Origin of the sequence: Nitrospirillum goiasense (assembly GCF_034427435.1) — a bacterium.
Classification (GTDB): domain Bacteria; phylum Pseudomonadota; class Alphaproteobacteria; order Azospirillales; family Azospirillaceae; genus Nitrospirillum.
On record NZ_JAXQNP010000004.1, the window covers coordinates 930,441 to 950,883 of the forward strand.

The following is a 20,443-nucleotide window of genomic DNA, read 5'->3' on the forward strand; positions in this document are numbered from 1 at the left end:
GTAACATGTTTTTAACGCGGCGCAGCATGGGCGTCAACGGGAAAGCGCGGACGCGGCAAAAGACAGAAGGTCGCAGTGGTGGCGATCAGGGCGCCTGGGTTTCCGGGCCCTGGGCCCGCTCCTGGACCGGCAGCAGATCATCCAGGCGCCGCCAGTCGCCGGCCCCCACGGCGGCGATGGTGCCGGCGACCAGGCGGGCGCGGTCGACATCACCAGCGGCGCAGGCGCCGTCGAGGGTCCGGGCCAGCGCCTGCAGGCGCCCCAGCCCCGCGCTGCCGGCGGTGGAGATCAGGTTGTGCGCCTCGCGCTTCAGCGCCGCCACGTCCCCGGCGCCCGCCTGGGCGGCGATGCGCTCCACGCGCGCCAGGCCATTGGTCACCATCTCCTGGATCACGGTGCGGAAATGGTTCGGCGGCACCAGGGCCGACAGCCGGCCCAGCACCGCGGGATCGAAGATGGGCGCATCCCCTTGTGCGTCCTTTGGCGGCGCCTGCTCGACCTTGATGGCCTCACCCCCGGCACGGCCCAGCCAGAAGGCGACGCGATCCAGCAACTGGTCGTGGTCGAAGGGCTTGACCAGATGATCGTCCATGCCGGCGGCCAGATGATCGTCGACGCGATCCGACAGGCTGTGGGCGGTCAGCGCGATGACCGGAACGTGGCGCCCCGTCCCGGCCTCCATCGCCCGCAGGCGGCGCGTGGCTTCCAGGCCGTTCAGCACCGGCATCTGCATATCCATCAGCACCAGGTCGAACGTGTCGGCGGCCAGGATGTCCAGCGCCTGCTGGCCATCCTCGGCCAGGCGCACGGCATAGCCGGCGCGGCGCAACAGCAGCAGGGCGACATGCTGGTTCACCGCGTCATCCTCGACCAACAGGATACGGCCGGCCGGTGCCCCGGTGGCGGGGGCCCCCTCCCCACCCAGCGCGGGGGCGGCGGGAGGCAGCGCCGGAACCGCCGTGGCGCCGGGGGCCAGCGGCGCGACATCCTCCGCAGCCGCGAGCACCAGGGGAATGGTGAACCAGAAACGGCTGCCGGCCCCCTCGCGGCTGTCGACGCCGATATCGCCGCCCATCAGGTCCACGAGATCGCGGCAGATGGCCAAGCCCAGACCCGTGCCGCCATACCGGCGGGCGATGGTCTCGTCCGCCTGGGCGTAGCGTTCGAACAGCCGCCCGGCCTGGGTGGGCGACAGGCCGACCCCCGTATCGGTGACGGAGAAGTGAAGGCGGATTGGCAAGGTGCCCCCGGTGTCGGAGGTCCTGCCATCGGTGGCCTGGGTATCCGCCAACGCGACGGCCATGGTGACACCGCCGCTGTCGGTGAAGCGCAGCGCGTTGCTGACCAGGTTCAGCAAAATCTGGCGCAGGCGCGCCGGATCCCCCGGTAGCCGGGACTCAGCGCCGGGTCCAGCGTCATGGTCAACGACAGGCCCTTTTGCTGGGCGCTGGGCTGCATCAGGCGGCGCACCCCGTCGACCAGGTCCTCCAGGCTGAAGGCCAAATCCTCCAGCACCAGCTTGCCGGCCTCGATCTTGGAGACGTCCAGGAGGTCGTTGACGATGGTCAGCAGCGATTGGCCGCTTTGCTGCAAGGTGCGCACCTGGGGCCGCACCTCCGCCGGCAGGGGACCGGCCAACAGCAGTTGGGCGATGCCCAGGATACCGTTCAGGGGCGTGCGCACCTCGTGGCTCATGGCCGCCAGGAAATTCGACTTGGCCTGGTTGGCGGCCTGGGCGGCGGCGCGGGCGCGGTCCCGCTCCTCCGCCAGCGCGGCCAGGGCGGTGGCCTGCCCTTCCAACCGGATCTGGTCGTTCATCAGGCGGATGTTGGCGGCCGCCAGGGCCGCCGTGCGCTCCTCCACCCGCTTTTCCAGGGTGACGTTGGTCTGCGCCAGTTCCCCCGCCTGGGCGCGAATGGTGGCGAAGGCCGTGCGCAGGCTGTCGGCCAGGGACACGATCTCGCGGTCCCCCGCCACGGCCGGCAGGGTATCCAGCGGATCTTCCGCGTCCCCCGCCTGGGGAAGCGGGTGCAGGCGCAGCCGTTCCGCCGCGTTCGTCAAGCGCTCGAGGGGGGCCGCCAGGCGGCCGGCGGCGAACCAGCCGATCAGCAGCGCCATTAGGGTGATGCCGCCGCCGGCGACGGCCACCAGGCGTTGCAACTGGTGCACCGGGGCCAGCGCCACGGCCGCCGGCTGGCGCGCCACAACCCACCAGCCCAGCCCCGGGTAGTCGCGATAGCCCTTGCTTTGGCTGACGCCGATCAGAAAGTCGTCCGGCCCGCCATCGGGCCACCGGATCATGGGGCGGCCGCCCTCGTCACGGGCCATCGCCAGGTCGCGCCCGACGAAGGGCTCCGGCCCCAGCAGCACGGTCCCGCCTTGCGACAGCACCAACACCTGGACGCCCGAGCGCTCGGCCGCCGCCCCCAGGACGGATTGCGTTACCTCCGTCGCCCAGGTCCAGCTGAGATGGGCGCCCAGCACCCCCTGCACCCCGCCCTTGTCGTCATGCACGGCGGCGGCGACATCGACGAAGCGCAGGGGCTCCCCATCCGGGGACCCCATGACCTTCTGCAACAGCTTGGCCTCATGCACGTCGCCGGCGTAGGAGCCATGGTCGCGGGCGGCGGCGAACCAGGGGCGCTGCGACACATCCGCCCCCTGCAGCAGGCCGTCGGCGGAAACCATGACGCGGCCATAGGGGTCGGCGAAGCCGATCCAGGCGTAGGAGGGGAAGGTCTGCTTCAGCCGGTCCAGCCACCGGCGCTGCCGGTCCTCGTCGGCCCCCACCTTGAACACGCTGGCCAGCGACGCCGCGACCTGCACGTCGCGCCAGCGTTCGAACATGCCACGGTCCAGCTTGTCCCCCGTCTGGAAGGCGACGTCCGCCATCTGGCGGGCGATGTCGGTGCGCACGCGGCGGGCCGCCAGCCCGCCGATGACCAGCGTCGCCGCCAAGGTGGCCACGGCCACCAGGATACCGAAGGTCAGGGCGAGGCGGAGACGGAGCGGCATCAACCGGGCGTTGGTGAGAGCGGGGACCGCCACCATAACCCGGCGGGCACGCCGGATATAGAGATCCGGGGGGAGGTGTCGGGCCCCCGGGGCCCATCGCCCTGACCAGGCGGCGATGGGTAGGCCCCCCGCCCTCCGCGCAGTGGTCAAACGGACGCGGCCGCACTAGGATCGCGCGCGATTCCAACCCCGCCCCCCGATCCGACGCTGACGGGGGGCGCCGCAACCCCTCAGGTGCCCGGTGGACCTCACCCCTTCCGATCTCGCCCCCGCCAACGTCCTCGACGACGCCACCATCCCGGAACTGCCCAAGCACTACCGGGGCAAGGTGCGCGACAACTATGACCTGGCCGACGGGCGGCGCATCATCATCGCGTCCGATCGCCTCAGCGCCTTCGACCGCATCCTGACGGCGGTGCCGCACAAGGGCGCCGTGCTGACCCAGACGGCGCGCTATTGGTTCGAGGCCACCCGCGACCTGTGCCCCAACCACGTCATCGACTATCCCGACCCCAACGTGGTGGTGGCCAAGCGCCTGGACATCCTGCCGGTCGAGGTGGTGGTGCGCGACTATCTGGCCGGCACGACCAGCACCTCCATCCTGTCCATGTACAAGAAGGGGGAGCGCACGATGTACGGCGTGACCCTGCCGGACGGGCTGCGCCCCAACCAGAAGCTGCCCGCGACCATCATCACCCCCACCAGCAAGGCCTTCGACGGCGGCCATGACGAGCCGCTGACCCCGGCGGAGATCGTGGAGCGCAAGCTGCTGACCGCCGCCCAGTGGGAAGAGCTGTCGGCCAAGGCCCTGGCCCTGTTCGCCCGCGGCCGGGAACTGGCGGCCCAGCGCGGCCTGATCCTGGTGGACACGAAGTACGAGTTCGGCCTGGACCAGGACGGCAACATCATCCTGGCGGATGAGATCCACACGCCGGACAGCAGCCGCTATTGGTTCGCCGAAACCTACCCCGCCAAGTTCGAGGCCGGCGAGCGGCCAGAGAGCTTCGACAAGGATTTCGTGCGCAGCTGGGTGGTGGCGCGCTGCGACCCCTACACCGACGACGTGCCGGAGATTCCGGGCGACGTGGTGCTGCAGGCGGCGGCCATCTACATCCAGGCCTATGAGATGATCACGGGTGAGACCTACGTGCCCGCCCGCGACCCGGATGGGGCGCTGGCCCGCATCCGCCGCAACCTTTCCCAATACTTCTAAGCCGGGACCGCCGCCATCATGACCGCGACCGCCAAAATCCTGCTGCTGGGCTCGGGCGAGCTGGGCCGGGAATTCGTCATTTCCGCCAAGCGCTACGGCGCCCATGTCGTGGCCTGCGACGCCTATGCCGGCGCGCCGGCCATGCAGGTGGCCGACGAGTTCGAGGTGTTCTCCATGCTGGATGGCGAGGCGCTGAAGGCCGCCATCCTGCGCCACAAGCCGGACTATATCGTGCCGGAGGTGGAGGCCATTCGCACCGAGGTGCTGCAGGAGATGGAGGCCGCGGGCCATACCGTGGTTCCCAGCGCGCGGGCCACCTACATGACCATGAACCGCGACCGCATCCGTGAGGTCGCGGCCACGGAACTGGGCCTGCGTACTTCCCGTTACCGCTACGCCGAAAGCCTGGAAGAGGTGCGGGCGGCGGCCGAGCACACCGGCCTGCCCTGCGTCATTAAGCCGGTGATGTCCTCCTCCGGCAAGGGGCAGAGCACGGTGCGCACGGCGGCGGAACTGGAAACCGCCTGGACCTACGCCGTCGCCAACATGCGTGGCGACCGGCGCAAGGTGATCGTCGAGGAGTTCATCGCCTTCGACTATGAGATCACCCTGCTGACCGTGCGCACGCGCGACGGCGTGGTGTTCTGCGAGCCCATCGGCCACCGGCAGGAGCGCGGCGACTACCAGGAATCCTGGCAGCCCGTGCCCATGGACGCCCAGGCGCTGGAAACCGCCCGCGACATGGCGCGCAAGGTGGTGGACAATCTGGGCGGCTATGGCCTGTTCGGGGTGGAATTCTTCGTGGCCGGCGACGACGTCGTGTTCAGCGAGCTGTCGCCCCGCCCGCACGACACCGGCATGGTGACGCTGATGTCGCAGAACCTGTCGGAATTCGACCTGCACGCCCGCGCCATCCTGGGCCTGCCCATCCCGCGCATCACCCTGCGCGGGCCCACCGCCAGCGCCGTCATCCTGGCCAGCCAGGACTCCACCCACTTCGGCGTGGAAGGCCTGGCCGACGCCCTGGCGCTGGGCACGGCCGAGCATGACGTGGAGGTGCGCATCTTCAACAAGCCCACCACCCGGCCCTATCGCCGCATGGGCGTGGCCCTGGCCGAGGGCGCCACCGCTGACGAGGCGCGGGCGCTGGCCAAGCGGGCGGCCGACACGGTGTGGCTGAGCTACCGCGACTAAGGCCATGGACGCCGCCGCCCTAGACCTGTTCCTGCGCGGCGGCGTGGTCAGCCTGCTGGTCCTGCTGGCCGGCCGGCTGCTGGCGGCCTACCCCCGGGTGACGGCCGCCCGGCTAGGGGCGCTGTTCGCCGTGGGCAGCGCCGCCTATGCCCTGTGCAGCCTGCCTGGGCTGCATGCCACGGCGGGGCTGTGGGCCGGGCCGCTGATGGGCCTGGCCACCGCCAACAGCTTCGTCTTCTGGCTGTTCGCCTGCAGCCTGTTCGACGACGCCTTCCGCCCCCGTCCCTGGCAAGGTCTGGCATGGCTGGCGTTGGCGGGCCTGGGCATGACCCAGGGTCTGGTGCTGGTGCCCGGCCATCACCCCGCCGCAGGCCCCCTGGGCTTGGTCCTGGATTTGCAACCCCTGGCGTGGGCCGGCCTGGCGGCCTGGCAGGCCATGGCCACCGCGGCGGCCGACCTGGTGGAGCCCCGCCGCCGCCTGCGCCTGTTCATCGTGGTCGCCGCCGCCCTGCACTCCACCGTCACGGCGTTGGCCACCTTGGCGGGCCCCTCGTCGATGGGGCGGGGACCGGCCGGGGGCGCCGGCGGCGGCAACCTGCTGGACGCGGCCGGCCTGCTGACCATCGCCGGCGTCATCGCGTGGTCGCTGCTGCGCGTCGGCGGCGGCCAGGCCTTGTTCCACGACTCGTGCCCGCCTGTTCATACCGCGCCGCCGGCGCCAGGGTCGGGGCCCGCCGCCGTCGATCCCATCTGGGTGACGGCGCTGGAACGGGCCATGCGCCTGGACCGCGCGTATCGCCGCGACGGCCTGACCATCGGCCAGCTGGCGGTGGAGCTGGGCCTGCCCGAATATCGCCTGCGCCGGCTGATCAACCAGGGGCTGGGCCATCGCAACTTCAACGCCTTCCTCAACCACTACCGTCTGACGGAGGCCAAGGCCGCGCTGGCCGATCCGGCACAGGCCGAGGTGCCCATCCTGACCATCGCGCTGGACGCGGGTTTCGGCTCCCTGGGGCCGTTCAACCGCGCCTTCAAGACGGACACCGGCCTGACGCCCGGCGACTATCGCCGCCAGGCCCTGGCCGAACCGTCAAATGTCGTGGCAGCGGCTAGCCGGATTTCAAATCCGGCATGACCGGCGGGGCGGCGGCCCCCAAACCTGGGACACCCCTTCCCAGCCGTGAGCGCCATCCATGCCGCCCCGTTTGCCACCCGTCCTGCTATTGCCCACCCTGCTTCTACCCTTGGCCCTGACCGGCTGCGACGGCGTGCGCCGCGCCGTGGCGGTGCCGGCCCACTTCACCAGCCACCAGATCTGCTCCGCCGTGTTCGTCGGCGGTCTGGACGCGGACACCTTTTTCGCCCAGGGCGTCACCCCGCAGATACGGCCGGGCGGGGCCCTGACCCGCTATGAGGTCGACCGCGCCAAGGGCACGGTGACCACCCATTTCGCCGGCCTGGTGGAGAGCACGGCCGTTTATGAAGGGCCGGCGGGCTGCCGCGTGCTGACGGCGGAGGATCCGCCGTCCGGCCCGCGCGTCCCCCTGCCTCCCGCCACCCCGCCCCTGCTGCCGGCCATCGCCGGGCCGGCGGTGGTGACGCCCACCGATCCCGCCCTGACGGCGGCGCTGGACCGGGCCTTCGCCGAGCCGGACGGAGCCGCCCGCCGCTGGACCAAGGCGGTGGTCATCCTGCGCGAAGGCAAGTTGGTGGCGGAGCGGTACGCCCCCGGCGTGGGCATCGATACGCCCCTGATCGGCTGGTCCATGACCAAGTCGGTCACCAACGCCCTGATCGGCATCCTGGTGCGGCGGGGCGAACTGACGGTGGACCAGCGCCTGGAGGTGCCGGCCTGGGACCACGACGTGCGCCGGGACATCACCGTGGATAGCCTGCTGCGCATGACCAGCGGGCTGGATTTCGGCCAGTCCCTGACCGCTGACTGGACCAGCATGGCCGACCCCACCACGCAGATGGTGTACGCCCGCGCCGACATGGCGGCGATGGCGGAGTCCGCGCCGGCCAAGGCGGCACCGGGCCAGGCCTGGACCTACAGCAACGGCAACACCCTGCTGCTGTCCCGCCTGATCAAGCAAAGGACGGGCGGAGGCGGCGCCGACGTTCTTGCCTTCGCCCACCGTGAGCTGTTCGATCCCCTGGGGATGGAGCATGCCACGCTGGAACTGGACGCGACCGGCACGCCCATCGGGTCCAGCCATATGTGGGCCACGGCACGGGACTGGGCGCGCTTCGGCCAGCTATTCCTGGACGATGGCGTGGTGGGCGGCCGGCGCCTGCTGCCCGAGGGTTGGGTCGATTATTCCGCCCGCCTGACGCCGGGGTCGGAGGACTGCGGCTATGGCGCCGGCTTCTGGACCAACCGGGCCGGCCCTGATACGGACAAGGGGGGCGCCGCTGCCCGGCGGGTGCGCGCCGGCATGCCGGCCGACAGCTTCATGGCCCGCGGCAACCAGGGCCAGTCCATCGTCATCATCCCCAGCGCCCACCTGGTCATTGTCCGGCTGGGCATGTCCTACCTGCCGGAGGGTGACATCCTGGCGCTGGAGCGGCTGGTGGCCGATGCGGTGGCGGCCTTCAAGTGAGCGGCCCTTGTGCCATATGGCAGTTTATCTTATATTGACTGCCATATGGCATTAAGGAGTTCGCCATGGCCCAGGCCCTGCCCGCCAGTGCGCCCGATACCGCAATCCCCGGCGCCGTCACCCAGGCGGAGGGGGCGGCCATGCTGCGCGCCGTCTTCAACCTGTTCCGCCTGTGGGGGGTGGATGACGGCCAGGCCCGCGTGCTGTTGGGCCAGCCCAGCCCCTCCACCTTCTACCGCTGGAAACGGGGCGACATCGGCAGCCTGCCGCCCGACCTGCTGTGGCGCCTGGGCGACCTGATGGGCATCCATAAGGCCCTGCGCTATCTGTTCATGGAACCGGAGCGGGCCTATGCCTGGGTGGCCAAGCCCAACGCCGCCTTCAACGGCCAATCGGCGTTGCAGCGCATGCTGGCCGGCGCCCCGGCGGACCTGACCGCCGTTCGCAACTATCTGGACGCGGAGCGCGGCGGGTGGTGACGCCGCCCGCGGACCCGCCGGTCACGACCCTGGATTGGCGCCCGGCCTATCGCATCGTCCGCACCATCTACCCGCCCGTCTGGCTGTTCGAGGACATCGCCGACCCAGCCGACTGGGACCTGATCGCCAGCGCGGAGGCCAAGACCAATCCGCGCGTGCGGGACGAGGTGGGCGACCTGTCGCTGGTGCCCCGGAACCGCCGCCTGTCGGGCCCAGGCGCCAGCCTGGCCATGGGCGCCTTCACCCACACCTCCACCGACCGGCCCAGCCGCTTTTCCGACGGCGCCTTCGGCGTGTGGTACTGCGGTGACCGGTTCGAGGTGGCGCTGATGGAAACCGTCCATCACTTCGGCCGCTTCATGCGCATGACGGAGGAGCCGGCGGCCGACGCCCAGTTCCGCGAGTTGACGGCCCGGGTCTCAGGGACGCTGCACGACGTGCGCGGCGAGGCCTTCCGGGACACCCTGGCGCCGGACGACTGGACGGCGGGGCAAGCGCTGGGCAAGCGGCTGAAGGCCCAGGGCAGCGACGGCGTGCTGTATCCCAGCGTGCGCTGGCCCCGGGGATTGGCCGCGGCCCTCTACTACCCCGACCTGATCACCCCGCCCATCCTGCAGGCGCGCACCTTGCGCTATCACTGGGATGGCCGCGCCGTGACCCGCTACATCGTCATTGGTGAAGAGGATTGGCGGCCGATACCGGAGCCCTGAAACGCAAACGGCCGCGCCTCCTTGCGGGAGACGCGGCCGTGAACCGTAGGGGCGCGGATCGCCGGATCAGCGCTCCACGAAGGCCTTCTCGATGACGTAGTGGCCGGGCTCGTTGGAGCTGCCTTCCCGCATGCCGGCTTCCTCGCACAGGTCCTGCAGGTCCTTCAGCACGCCGGGGCCGCCGCAGATCATGACGCGATCCTGGGCCGGATCGAACGGCTTCTCACCGATGTCGGCGAAGAACTTGCCGTTTTTGATCAGGTCGGTCAGGCGGCCTTCGGTGCGGAAGGGCTCCCGCGTCACGGTGGGGTAGTAGACCAGCTTGTCGCGCAGCATCTCGCCGATGAACTCGTCATTCGGCAGGTGCTTCGTGATGTCGTCGTAATAGGCCAGCTCGGCCACGCGGCGCACGGTGTGGGTGACCACCACCTTCTCGAAGCGCTCGTAAACGTCCGGGTCTTTCATCAGGCTCATGAACGGGGCCAGGCCGGTGCCGGAGCCCAGCATGTACAGGGTGCGGCCGGGCAGCAGGTTGTCCAGCAGCAGGGTGCCGGTGGCCTTGCGGCCGTACAGCACCTCATCCCCCTCCTGGATGTGTTGCAGGCGGGAGGTCAAGGGGCCGTTCGGCACCTTGATGCTGAAGAATTCCAGGTGCTCTTCATAATTGGTGCTGGCCATGGAATAGGCGCGCATCAGCGGACGGCCGTCCACCTCCAGCCCCACCATGGTGAATTCGCCGTTGCGGAAACGGAAGGACGGGTCGCGGGTCAGCCGGAAGCTGAACAGGTTGTCCGTCCAATGATGGACATGGGTGACCTTGCCGGACAGAAACGCGCTCATCCTCGCTATACCCTCTTCCTGACACACCGGAAAACATCGCTTTAAGCCGGGGAGAATGGCGGTTCCCCGCCCTTCCGCAAATGCGAAAATACACTGCCCTGGATCGCTGCGACTGCATATCTGGTCGAATGACGGGGTATTACAAGACAATCCTGGAAAAATAGCTCTTTCCCCACTGCATTATGTGATCAACCAAAGGATGAGAGCAATTTCCGTTAAATTCCCTATCCTTTCGGGCCACCTCCTTAGTTTGGGGGCCGTTTGCTTTTTGTTTACGGGCTGGCGCGCAGAATGACCGCCTTGATCCGTGGGGAGAGGACATGGCCGTGGATACCCTTCATTTCAACGAAGCGCGCGTGGACGCGGGGCCGCTGATCGCCGATATCGCGACGGAAGTCGGCCGATTGAGTGTGGACATCGCCGACGTCGTCGGCAGCATTCATCAGGTGGAAAAGGCCATCGACAGCCAAACCACCGAGTTGGCGGGAATTCAGGCGGCCTCACGCGACATCGTCAGCAGTAACCGCAGCATCGCCGGCATGGCGCAGGCGACCCAGGGGGTCGCCGCCGGCGCCCGGCGGGATGTCGACACCTCGGCGGAGGAAATCCGCCAGTCCCTGGCCGCCATCGGCGACCTGGTCACGGCGGTGAACGCCAGCGCCGATGAGTTGAGCGGCCTGGAAAAGGCCATGACCCGGGTGGCACGCGTCTCCAGCGACATCAACCGCATCGCCGCCCAGACCAACCTGCTGGCCCTGAACGCCACCATCGAGGCGGCCCGCGCCGGCGAGGCCGGCCGCGGCTTCTCCGTCGTCGCCACCGAGGTGAAGGCGCTGGCCCGCCAGACGGCGGAGGCCACGGCGGAAATCGACGCCACGCTGAAGGCCCTGACCGAACAGGTGCGGCGCCTGACCGCCCGCATGGCGACCGGGTCCGAACAGGCGGAGCGCGTGGGCCGCAGCACCGCCACCATCGGCCGCGCGGTGGAGACGGTGGGCGCCGCCGTCGCCCAGGTGGAGGAAAACGCCACCGCCATCGCCGGCGCGACCGGCGACATCGCCGAGCGCTGCGGCGGCTTCCAGGAGACGGTGGACGCGCTGCATCGCGACGCGGAATTGTCCAGCAAAGCGCTGAAGGAGGGGACCACCCATCTGGACCGGACCCTGGGCCGGGCGGAAGCCATCATGATGCTGACCGCCACCTCCGGCTACACCACCGAGGATACGCCCTTCATCGACAAGGCCCGCGAGGTCGCGGCGAAGATTTCCGAGCGCATGGAGCAGGCCCTGGCGACCGGCGAGTTGACCCTGGACGACCTGTTCGACAAGGAACTCAAGCCCATCGCGGGGACCAACCCGCAACAGTACATGACCCGCTACATCCCCTTCCTGGACAAGGCGGTGACGCCGCTGCACGATCCCGTCATGTCCATGGACCCACGCATGATCTTCTGCGCGCCCACGGACCATAACCGCCTGATCCCCTGCCATAATCCGGAATTCAGCAAGCCTCATGGCCCCGATCCGGTATGGAACGCCACCTATGGGCGCAACCGCCGTATCTACCCCGACAAGAGCGCCGCGGCGGCCAGCAGCAACACGGCCCCCTTCCTGCTGCAGACCTATCGCCGCGACATGGGTGGCGGCGTCTTCGCCCTTATGAAGGACGCCTCCGCCCCCATCTGGGTGCGCGGCCGACTGTGGGGGGACTGCGGGTCTGCTACCGCGCTTGATTGAGGCAACCTCGTCCCTTTTCGCCGGCCTGCAACACCAGCGTCACAAGACTGGCATACGCTGGGATTAGCATACGGTTAAATGTGCCGCCCCAGGGGGCGGGCGGCACAGGGCCGCGGTTCCTGACCCTGGGGCGATGGGGGCCCCCGGCGCGGGAAAGCCGTGAGCCAGAGGGGGAAAGAAGCGACATGGCGACAGTCTATCGGGTCCTGTTCTTGTGCCAGTTCAATTCCGCCCGCAGCATCATGGCCGAGGCGTTGATGCGTCACTGGGGCGGCGACCGGTTCGTGGTGTTCAGCGCGGGTTCCGACCCGCTGCCGGACTGCAACCCCATCGCCCTGGACCTGCTGACCAAGGCCCGCATTTCCACGGACGGCCTGCACCCCAAGTCCTGGAACCAATTCGCCGGCCCGGACGTGGCGCCCATGGACTTCATCTTCCACACCTGCGACGCCAGCGCCGGGGCCGTGGCGCCGGCTTGGCCGGGCCACCCCATGATCGCCCACTGGGGCTTCCCCGACCCGCAGGGGTTCAAGGGGTCGGAGGTGGAACAGCGCGCCTTGTTCAACCTGCTGTTCGGCATGATCGAGCGGCGGGTGCGTATCTTCTGTTCCCTGCCGGAACAGCGCCTGGCCCGACTGACGGCCGAGACGCTGGCCGCGATGCATAATAGCGAGGAAGGCTGGGCTGCGGCGGGCTGAGCCCCGCCCACCCAGGCCGCAACCCCTGGATCCGACGATGCCGCCTGACAGCCCGATGCTGGATGAACCCGCGCCACGTCCCGGCCACACGGACCGCCGCCTGAGCGTCCTGTTCGTCGGCCGGGTCAACGCCGGCCGCAGCCTGATGGCGGAGGCGCTGTTGCGCCACCATGCCGGGCATCGATTCGACGCCCACAGCGCCGGCCTGATGCCGGTCGACCACATCAATCCCTTTGTCCTGGCCCGCCTGCGGGCGGAGGGCGTCGACACCCGGGACCTGGCGCCCAAGCCGCTGGACCGGTACATAGGACCCGTGGCGCCGCCGGTGGACATCGTCATCACCGTCAGCGAACTGGCCGCCACCGGCATGGCCGGCGCCTGGCCGGGCCAGCTGGTGACGGCGCACTGGGCCCTGCCGGATCCCGATCCCAGCCTGGACCCTGGTGTCGCCGCCGACCCGGAGGCGGTGGTGGACGCGGTCTTCCAAGACCTGCGCCGGCGGATCGACCTGTTGGCCATCCTGCCCGCCCATTGCCTGTTGGCGCTCAGCCATTGGGACGAGGGCCCGGAGGACGGGTTGTGCCGCGTCGGCTGACGTCGTTCAGCGTCCCCGAATAATTAGGAAACGACGGGGCAAAGACGCCCACGGGTGCGGATCATTCGGGAAATCGGAGCAATCCTTGCATTTTTTCCGGATTTCTTGAAAAGCACCCGGCCGGTTGTGACACCGCTCACTGGCAGTATCAGCGGCCCTGCCCATAGTCCGCGCAATAATGAGGGCCCATGGGATCGGAAGGATCGGGTGCGGGGGCATCGGATCGCCGGGGACAGGCCATCGTTTAGGAAAGCGCACCGCTGTCGGCTGTCGCCGCCCGCCCCTGGATTTCCGGGGTCTGGTGGTATGGAAGGACCTGCAAGGAATGGTTCTTCGCATCCGGTGGCCAACCATCGCCCGGGTTCCCCCGCGGCGACCTGTTGACGTGTGCCGCTTCGATACCGACACCAACGCCCAGCCGGCGGGCTTGTGCCCACCGGCGCCGGGGACTATTTGCGCCGAGCGAGACCGAGACCATGGAATCCCATTCGACCGTGACCACCGTGCCGAAACCGGACGCGCCGCTGACGGGCCTGTCCCGCCAGGAATACCGGGGCCAGGGCGGGCAGCAGCGGCCACCGCGCATCGCCCTGTTCATGATCCTGACGGTGATTGTCCTGGCCATCATCGGCGGCCTGTTCGTTTACTTTAACAACACCGTTAAGCCGGCGATGATCGGCCAAGTCCTGAAAAAGATGATGCCGCCGCCGCCGCCGGTCGCCACCGCCGTGGCCAAGGTGGAGGATGTGCCGCAACTGCTGCCCGCCGTGGGCACGCTGCAGGCCGTCCACCAGGTCACGGTGACGCCCGAGGTCGGCGGGTCGGTGACCAAGATCCTGTTCCAGTCCGGCGCCACGGTCACCGCGGGCACGCCCCTGCTGCAGCTGAACGACAAGCCGCAGCAGGGCGACCTGGCCAACTACAAGGCCCAGGCCAAGGTGGCGGAACTGGACCTCGCCCGCTATCGCGCCCTGGTGGCCAAGCAGGCGACCTCGCAGCAGACGGTGGACCAGCAGGTGGCCGTGCTGGACCAGGCCAACGCCAACATCGCCAAGACCAACGCCCTGATCGCCCAATTGCTGGTGCGGGCGCCGTTCGATGGCGTGCTGGGCGTGCGCCAGGTGGACGTGGGCCAGTACGTCAAGGCCGGCGACGCCGTCGTCACCCTGACCGACCTGGATGAGCTGTACGCCAACTTCACCCTGGCGGAGGGCGAGCGCGGCCGCGTGGCCGTGGGCCAGACGGTGCGCGTCGCCGTGGACGCCTACCCGGGCCGCGTGTTCCAGGGCACCGTCACCGCCATCGACCCGCAGATCAGCAGCGACACGCGCACCGTGAAGCTGCAGGCCACCATTCCCAACAAGGACCACGCCCTGCAGCCCGGCATGTTCGGCAACGTCACCGTCGTGCTGCCGGTCACGCCCAACCAGGTCACCCTGCCGGAAACGGCGGTGGACTACTCGCTGTATGGCAACAGCGTCTATGTGGTCCGCCCCACGGTGGACAAGGACGGCAAGCCGGTGAATGGCGAGGATGGCAAGCCGGCCCTGCACGTCGACCGCGTCTTTGTGAAGACCGGCGACCGCGCCGACGGCAAGGTCGTGGTGCTGAGCGGGGTCAAGCCCGGCGACCGCGTCGTGGCCGTGGGCCAGAACAAGCTGCAGAACGGCGCCCCGGTCACCCTGTCGGACCAGGGGGCCCCGCCGGCCCCGGCCGAGACGCCGCGCCCCTGATACCCCGCCATTGACCTGTAAATCGGGACCGGCCGCGCCCGAATGACGCGCGGCCGGTTCCAGGGGATACCCCGACCATGAAATTCACCGATCTTTTCATCAAGCGGCCGGTGCTGGCCCTGGTGGTCAGCCTGCTGATCCTGCTGGTGGGCCTGCGGTCGCTGTCGACCCTGCCCATCCGGCAGTATCCCAAGCTGTCATCCACCACCATCAGCATCACCACCGTTTATCCGGGCGCCACGGCCGACCTGATGCAGGGGTTCATCACCACCCCCATCGAGCAGGCGGTGGCCAGCGCCGACGGCATCGACTACATGACCAGCAGCTCCGTCCAGGGGCAGAGCACGGTCACGGTCTACGTCAAGCTGAACTACGACCCCAGCCAGGCCATGACCGACGTCATCGCCAAGGTGCAGCAGGTCAAGTACCTGATCCCCAAAGAGGCGAACGACCCGGTCATCACCAAGTCCACGGGCGACACCACGGCGGTGATGTACCTGAGCTTCGCGTCCAAGGAACTGCCGGGCTCGGCCATCTCCGACTACCTCACCCGCGTGGTGCAGCCGCTGATCGCAACGGTGGACGGCGTCGCCTCGGCCGACATCCTGGGCGGCCAGACCTTCGCCATGCGCCTGTGGCTGGACCCCAACCGCATGGCGGCGCGTGGCGTCTCGGCCGACGACGTGGCCAACGCCCTGCGCAACAACAATGTGCAGTCCGCGCCGGGCCAGGTGAAGGGCCTGTTCACCGTGTCCAACGTCACCGCCGACACCGACCTGACCAGCGTGGAGGATTTCCGCCGCATGGTGGTGAAGGCCTCGGGCGGGGCCGTGGTGCGGCTGGAGGACGTGGCCTCCATCTCGCTGGGGGCGCAGAACACCAACAGCGCCGTCATGTTCAGCGGCCTGAACGCCGTGTTCATCGGCGTGCAGGTGACGCCCACGGGCAACCCGCTGCAGATGGTGCAGAACGTGCGCGAGAAGATCCTGCCGGAGATTCAGCGCAACCTGCCGCCCGCCATCGAGATGAAGGTGGCCTATGACGCCACCAACTTCATCAACGCCTCGATCAGCGAGGTGGAGCACACGCTGATCGAAGCCATCGGCATCGTCATCGTCATCATCTTCCTGTTCCTGGGCTCGCTGCGGTCGGTGCTGATCCCCGTGGTCACAATCCCGCTGTCGCTGATCGGCGCCTTCAGCCTGATGCTGGCGGCGGGGTTCAGCCTGAACCTGCTGACCCTGCTGGCCATGGTGCTGGCCATCGGCCTGGTGGTCGACGACGCCATCGTGGTGGTGGAAAACGTCTACCGCCACCTGGAGGAGGGCAAGACGCCGGTGCAGGCGGCCCTGGTCGGCGCCCGTGAGATCGCGGGCCCCGTCATCGCCATGACCATCACGCTGGCGGCGGTCTACGCCCCCATCGGACTGCTGGGCGGCGTCACCGGCGCGCTGTTCCGCGAATTCGCCTTCACCCTGGCGGGTGCGGTGGTCATTTCCGGCGTGGTGGCGCTGACCCTGTCGCCCATGATGGCGTCGGTGCTGCTGCCCAAGGGCGGCGACCACACCGCCTTCTCGCGCTTCGTCGATCGCGCCTTCAACGGGCTGGCCAACTTCTACGAACGCCGCCTGACCCGGGCGCTGGACTATCGCCCCGTCATCCTGCTGTTCGCCGTGGTCGTGCTGGCCAGCATCCCCTACCTGTACCTGAACGGCCGGTCGGAACTGGCCCCGGAAGAGGACCAGGGCATCCTGTTCAGCATGTTCAAGGGCCCGCAATACGCCAACATCGACTACACCCAGCATTACGCCCAGCAACTGGACGCCGCCGGCGGCACCCTGCCCGAGGGGCGGGAACGCTTCCTGATCAGCGGCACCTCCGGCACCAGCCAAGGCATCGCCGGCGTGCTGCTGAAGCCGTGGGGAGAACGGGACCGGCCCATCCAGGAATCACTGGCGGCGCTGCAGGCGGCGTTCAACCAGGTGCCCGGTGAAAAGGCCCTGGTGTTCAACCTGCCGCCCCTGCCCGGCACCACCGGCGGCCTGCCGGTGCAGATGGTGCTGAACGGCACCCAGGGCTTCCCTGCCATCTATGAGGCGATGGACAAGATCAAGGCCGCCGCCGTCGCCAGCCACAAGTTCCTGGTGGTCGACAGCGACCTTGACTACAACACGCCGGTGGTGCGCATCCACATCGACCGGGCCAAGGCCAACGAGATGGGCGTCACCATGGCCAGCATCGGCGACACCCTGGCCCTGATGGTGGGTGAGAACTACGTCAACCGCTTCAACCTGCAGGGCAGGTCGTACGAGGTCATCCCCCAGGTGCCGCGCATCGACCGCCTGACGCCGGACAAGCTGACGCGCTTCTACGTCACCTCCGTCACCGGCGACCAGGTGCCGCTGTCCACCTTCCTGCGCCTGGAAGAGGGCACGGACCCCAACGCCCTGACCCACTACAACCAGATGAACTCCGCCACCTTCCAGGCCGTGCCCATGCCGGGCGTGTCCATGGGCGAGGCGGTGGCCTTCCTGGAAGACCAGGTGAAGCAGCTGCCGGCGGGCTTCAGCCACAGCTACCTCAGCCAGACCCGGCAGTTCGTGGAGGAAGGCAACCAATTGGCCATGACCTTCGGCTTCGCGCTGATCGTCATCTTCCTGGTGCTGGCGGCGCAGTTCGAAAGCCTGCGCGACCCGCTGGTCATCCTGGTCAGCGTGCCCATGTCCATCTGCGGCGCGCTGATCCCGCTGTTCATCGGCATCACCTCGATCAACATCTATACCCAGGTGGGTCTGGTGACGCTGATCGGCCTGATCTCCAAGCACGGCATCCTGCTGGTGGAATTTGCCAACGAGATGCAGGTGAAGGAAGGGCTGGGTCGCCGGGAGGCCATCCTGCACGCCGCCCGCGTGCGCCTGCGCCCCATCCTGATGACCACCGCCGCCATGGTGGTGGGCCTGCTGCCCCTGCTGATCGCGTCGGGTGCCGGTGCCGCCAGCCGCTTCTCCATCGGCCTGGTGGTGGTGACCGGCATGTCCATCGGCACGCTGTTCACCCTGTTCGTCCTGCCGGCGGTCTATACCCTGCTGGCCAAGGACCACAAGGCGGCCGCCAACTCACGCCGCCTGCAGGAGATCGCCGAGGTCGCGTGACGGCGCGTCAGCGGTGCTGAGTCTGGAAACGGCCGGGGACGTTCCCCGGCCGTTTTCTTTTTGGACACCGCCTCATCTCCTGGCCAAACGGCCAACCCCTTTCGCGCCGGGGCGGCTGCGTTGACATAAGAACAAAAGAAGAACAATATCGGCCCTGGGGGACTGGCGCGCCGTGCTGGCCGGCGGCCCCGTCGCGGGACCTCCCCGTACGCGCCAGCACCCGGAAAATCATTAGGTCTGGTATCGGCGGAGGGCTGCCGTGGTGCGCGTGTTCATATCCTATTCCCATGTCGACGAGGCGTTGCGCGACCGGCTGGAGGTGCATCTGGCGCCGCTGAAGCGCCAGGGTGTGGCGGTCTGGCACGACCGGCGCCTGCTGGCCGGCGACGCGCTGGAGGACGGCATCGGCACCGCCTTGGCCGAGGCGGACGTGGTGCTGCTGCTGGTCAGTCCGGATTTCCTGGCCTCCCCCGCCTGCCATGACGGGGAGATGCAGCACGCGGTGGATCGCCACCGGGCGGGACGGGCGCGCGTCATCCCTGTCATTCTGCGGGCCTGTGACTGGCTGTCCACGCCCCTGCGCCACCTGCTGGCGGTGCCGCGCGACGGGCGGCCGGTCACGCTGTGGCCGGACCAGGACCAGGCCCTGCACGAGGTCGCGCTGGCCATCCGCCGGGCCGTGCTGGAACGCACCCCCCTGGCCAGTTGAGACGGGGGACGGTGCGCTCAGTCGCGGCCGGAAGCGCCGCCCATCACCACCACCGGCGTCCAGCCCCGCGGGCGGTCGCCAGCCAGGCGCATGGAGGGCACGCCGTCGCCGGCGCGATCCAAATCGACAATTTCTCGCAATCTGCGAGCCAAAATGGGATCGCCGGCGGCGTCCAGTTCATCAGCCGCCCGCTCCAGTTTGCGGCGGATTTCCTCGGCATCATAGGGGATGATGTTTTCCATGGCGGCACCTGTGACACTCATACATACGCCGTTAACGCAAGGCGCGTGCCATCCGGGCCGCGTCACAAATGCGACATCAAGCGACTGTCGCGCCGCGCGGGCCGACGTGGTAGGCAAAGGCGTCCACGCGTCGTCACGGCCCCCTTCTTCCAAGGGCCAGTTCTGTCAGGAAAATCCGCAACAATGTCCCCCGTCCTGATCACCGGCAGCGCCGGGTTCATCGGCAACCATGTGGCCTTGGCCCTGCTGCGGCAGGGCGTGCCGGTGGTGGGGCTGGACAACCTGACCCCCTACTATGACGTGGCGCTGAAAGAGGCGCGGCTGGACCGCCTGCGGCCTTTCCCCGGCTTTACCGAGGCGCGCATCGACCTGGCGGATCGCGCCTCGGTGGCGGCCTTGTTCGACAGCCACCGCTTCGCCCGCGTGGTCCATCTCGCGGCCCAGGCCGGTGTGCGCTACAGCCTGGACCATCCGGCGGCCTATGTGGACAGCAACCTGGTGGGCTTCGCCAACATCCTGGAAGGCTGCCGTGCCGCCGCCGTGGCCCATCTGGTCTACGCGTCCACCAGTTCGGCCTACGGGGCCAGCACCGCCATGCCCTTCAGCCCGCACGGCGGGGCCGACCATCCCCTGACGCTTTATGCCGCCACCAAGCGCGCCAATGAGCTGATGGCCCATTCCTACAGCCACCTGTTCCATATCCCCGTGACCGGCCTCAGGCTGTTCACCGTCTACGGTCCCTGGGGCCGGCCGGACATGGCGCTGTACAAATTCGCCCAGGCCATCGTGGAGGGCCGGCCCATCGAGGTGTATGGCGAGGGGCGCATGCGGCGCGACTTCACCTACATCGACGATGTGGTGTCCGCCATCCTGGGCCTGCTGGACCGCGTCCCCACGGTCGACACCGCCTGGGACGCCGCCAAGCCCGACCCGGCCAGCAGCGGCGTGGCGCCCTATCGCCTCTACAATGTCGGCAGCGACCGGCCCGTGGACCTGATGCGCTATGTCCGCCTGCTGGAGGAGAATCTGGGTATGACGGCGGACATACGCCTGCTGCCCATCCAGCCGGGCGACGTGCCCGCCACCTGGGCCGATATCGACGACCTGGCGCGCGATATCGGCTACGCCCCCGCAACGCCGGTGGAGGAGGGCGTGGCCCGTTTCGTCGCGTGGTTCCGCGCCTATCACGCGGCCCAGCAGCCGGGCTGACGGGACGTCAGGCGACCTCGACCGGGTCCAGCACCATAGCCGTGCGCTCAGCCACATCGTTGATCTTGGACAGGTAATGCTGGAAGTGGGCGGTGGCGCGGTGCGCGGCGATGGCAGCGTTGTCCACGTAGAGTTCGTCCAGCACGAAACGGTTGGGATCGGCCTGGTCCTGCCAGATATCCCAGCGCAGGTTGCCGGGCTCGCCCCGCGACGGCGCCACCATGCCGGCCAGCAGGGCCTTCAGCTCATCCAGCTTGCCCGGTCGGGCGATGAGGACGGCCGTGATCTTCACGGGATGGGTCATGGATTTGTTCC

General features: G+C 68.8%; 18 protein-coding genes. 13 read left to right on the plus strand and 5 right to left on the minus strand.

What is annotated here, in order from left to right:
- Nucleotides 1–85 precede the first annotated feature (85 nt).
- Nucleotides 86–1,357 (minus strand): response regulator, encoded by a 1,272-nt coding sequence (locus ULB03_RS25875; protein WP_322485956.1) that lies wholly within the window; start codon nucleotides 1,355–1,357, stop codon nucleotides 86–88.
- Entirely contained in the window at nucleotides 1,351–3,015 is a 1,665-nt protein-coding gene (locus tag ULB03_RS25880; protein WP_322485957.1) for a hybrid sensor histidine kinase/response regulator, read from the minus strand. The genes ULB03_RS25875 and ULB03_RS25880 overlap by 7 nt, the downstream gene beginning before the upstream one ends.
- Nucleotides 3,016–3,256: 241 nt before the next feature.
- Between ULB03_RS25880 and ULB03_RS25885 the strand changes: the two genes are divergently transcribed.
- The 6 genes from ULB03_RS25885 (at nucleotide 3,257) to ULB03_RS25910 (ending at nucleotide 9,214) form a co-directional block, all read left to right on the plus strand.
- Nucleotides 3,257–4,228: a phosphoribosylaminoimidazolesuccinocarboxamide synthase gene (locus ULB03_RS25885; RefSeq protein ID WP_322485958.1), complete on the plus strand. Its 972-nt coding sequence runs from the start codon at nucleotides 3,257–3,259 to the stop codon at nucleotides 4,226–4,228.
- Nucleotides 4,229–4,246: 18 nt separating this feature from the next.
- On the plus strand, nucleotides 4,247–5,422 hold the full coding sequence (gene purT, locus ULB03_RS25890; protein ID WP_322485959.1) for a formate-dependent phosphoribosylglycinamide formyltransferase: 1,176 nt from the start codon (nucleotides 4,247–4,249) through the stop codon (nucleotides 5,420–5,422).
- 4 nt (nucleotides 5,423–5,426) lie between these two features.
- Complete coding sequence (locus ULB03_RS25895; RefSeq protein WP_322485960.1) at nucleotides 5,427–6,557, plus strand: helix-turn-helix domain-containing protein; 1,131 nt, start codon at nucleotides 5,427–5,429, stop codon at nucleotides 6,555–6,557.
- 58 nt (nucleotides 6,558–6,615) lie between these two features.
- Nucleotides 6,616–8,025 (plus strand): serine hydrolase domain-containing protein, encoded by a 1,410-nt coding sequence (locus ULB03_RS25900; protein ID WP_322485961.1) that lies wholly within the window; start codon nucleotides 6,616–6,618, stop codon nucleotides 8,023–8,025.
- 65 nt (nucleotides 8,026–8,090) lie between these two features.
- Nucleotides 8,091–8,504, plus strand: a complete 414-nt coding sequence (locus ULB03_RS25905) for an MbcA/ParS/Xre antitoxin family protein (RefSeq protein WP_145731685.1) — start codon at nucleotides 8,091–8,093, stop codon at nucleotides 8,502–8,504.
- Nucleotides 8,498–9,214: an RES family NAD+ phosphorylase gene (locus ULB03_RS25910; RefSeq protein ID WP_322485962.1), complete on the plus strand. Its 717-nt coding sequence runs from the start codon at nucleotides 8,498–8,500 to the stop codon at nucleotides 9,212–9,214. The genes ULB03_RS25905 and ULB03_RS25910 overlap by 7 nt, the downstream gene beginning before the upstream one ends.
- Before the next feature lie 66 nt (nucleotides 9,215–9,280).
- On the opposite strand, the gene ULB03_RS25915 is transcribed toward ULB03_RS25910, so the two are convergent.
- Complete coding sequence (locus ULB03_RS25915) at nucleotides 9,281–10,054, minus strand: ferredoxin--NADP reductase (RefSeq protein ID WP_322485963.1); 774 nt, start codon at nucleotides 10,052–10,054, stop codon at nucleotides 9,281–9,283.
- 320 nt (nucleotides 10,055–10,374) lie between these two features.
- On the opposite strand from ULB03_RS25915, the gene ULB03_RS25920 reads away from it, so the two are divergent.
- The 6 genes from ULB03_RS25920 to ULB03_RS25945 all read left to right on the plus strand — a co-directional run bounded on the left by ULB03_RS25920 (nucleotide 10,375) and on the right by ULB03_RS25945 (nucleotide 18,677).
- The gene (locus ULB03_RS25920; RefSeq protein ID WP_322485964.1) at nucleotides 10,375–11,790 is read left to right on the plus strand and encodes a methyl-accepting chemotaxis protein; all 1,416 of its coding nucleotides are present in this window, start codon (nucleotides 10,375–10,377) and stop codon (nucleotides 11,788–11,790) included.
- Nucleotides 11,791–11,975: 185 nt separating this feature from the next.
- On the plus strand, nucleotides 11,976–12,488 hold the full coding sequence (locus ULB03_RS25925) for an arsenate reductase ArsC (protein ID WP_322485965.1): 513 nt from the start codon (nucleotides 11,976–11,978) through the stop codon (nucleotides 12,486–12,488).
- A 37-nt stretch (nucleotides 12,489–12,525) separates the two neighbouring features.
- Complete coding sequence (locus ULB03_RS25930; RefSeq protein WP_322485966.1) at nucleotides 12,526–13,083, plus strand: arsenate reductase/protein-tyrosine-phosphatase family protein; 558 nt, start codon at nucleotides 12,526–12,528, stop codon at nucleotides 13,081–13,083.
- Between the two features lie 476 nt (nucleotides 13,084–13,559).
- Nucleotides 13,560–14,816, plus strand: a complete 1,257-nt coding sequence (locus ULB03_RS25935) for an efflux RND transporter periplasmic adaptor subunit (RefSeq protein ID WP_322485967.1) — start codon at nucleotides 13,560–13,562, stop codon at nucleotides 14,814–14,816.
- Nucleotides 14,817–14,893: 77 nt separating this feature from the next.
- A complete protein-coding gene (locus ULB03_RS25940; protein WP_322485968.1) occupies nucleotides 14,894–17,968 on the plus strand; it encodes a multidrug efflux RND transporter permease subunit in 3,075 nt (1,024 codons plus the stop codon).
- A gap of 259 nt (nucleotides 17,969–18,227) precedes the next feature.
- Nucleotides 18,228–18,677 (plus strand): toll/interleukin-1 receptor domain-containing protein, encoded by a 450-nt coding sequence (locus tag ULB03_RS25945; RefSeq protein ID WP_322485969.1) that lies wholly within the window; start codon nucleotides 18,228–18,230, stop codon nucleotides 18,675–18,677.
- A gap of 17 nt (nucleotides 18,678–18,694) precedes the next feature.
- Here ULB03_RS25945 and ULB03_RS25950 read toward each other — a convergent pair whose 3' ends face one another.
- On the minus strand, nucleotides 18,695–18,919 hold the full coding sequence (locus tag ULB03_RS25950) for a hypothetical protein (RefSeq protein ID WP_322485970.1): 225 nt from the start codon (nucleotides 18,917–18,919) through the stop codon (nucleotides 18,695–18,697).
- Nucleotides 18,920–19,102: 183 nt separating this feature from the next.
- Here ULB03_RS25950 and ULB03_RS25955 point away from each other — a divergent pair, with 183 nt between their 5' ends.
- On the plus strand, nucleotides 19,103–20,128 hold the full coding sequence (locus ULB03_RS25955; protein WP_322485971.1) for an NAD-dependent epimerase: 1,026 nt from the start codon (nucleotides 19,103–19,105) through the stop codon (nucleotides 20,126–20,128).
- A 7-nt stretch (nucleotides 20,129–20,135) separates the two neighbouring features.
- Here the strand turns inward: ULB03_RS25955 and ULB03_RS25960 are convergent, their stop codons facing one another.
- The gene (locus ULB03_RS25960; protein ID WP_322485972.1) at nucleotides 20,136–20,432 is read right to left on the minus strand and encodes a putative quinol monooxygenase; all 297 of its coding nucleotides are present in this window, start codon (nucleotides 20,430–20,432) and stop codon (nucleotides 20,136–20,138) included.
- Between the last annotated feature and the right edge of the window lie 11 nt (nucleotides 20,433–20,443).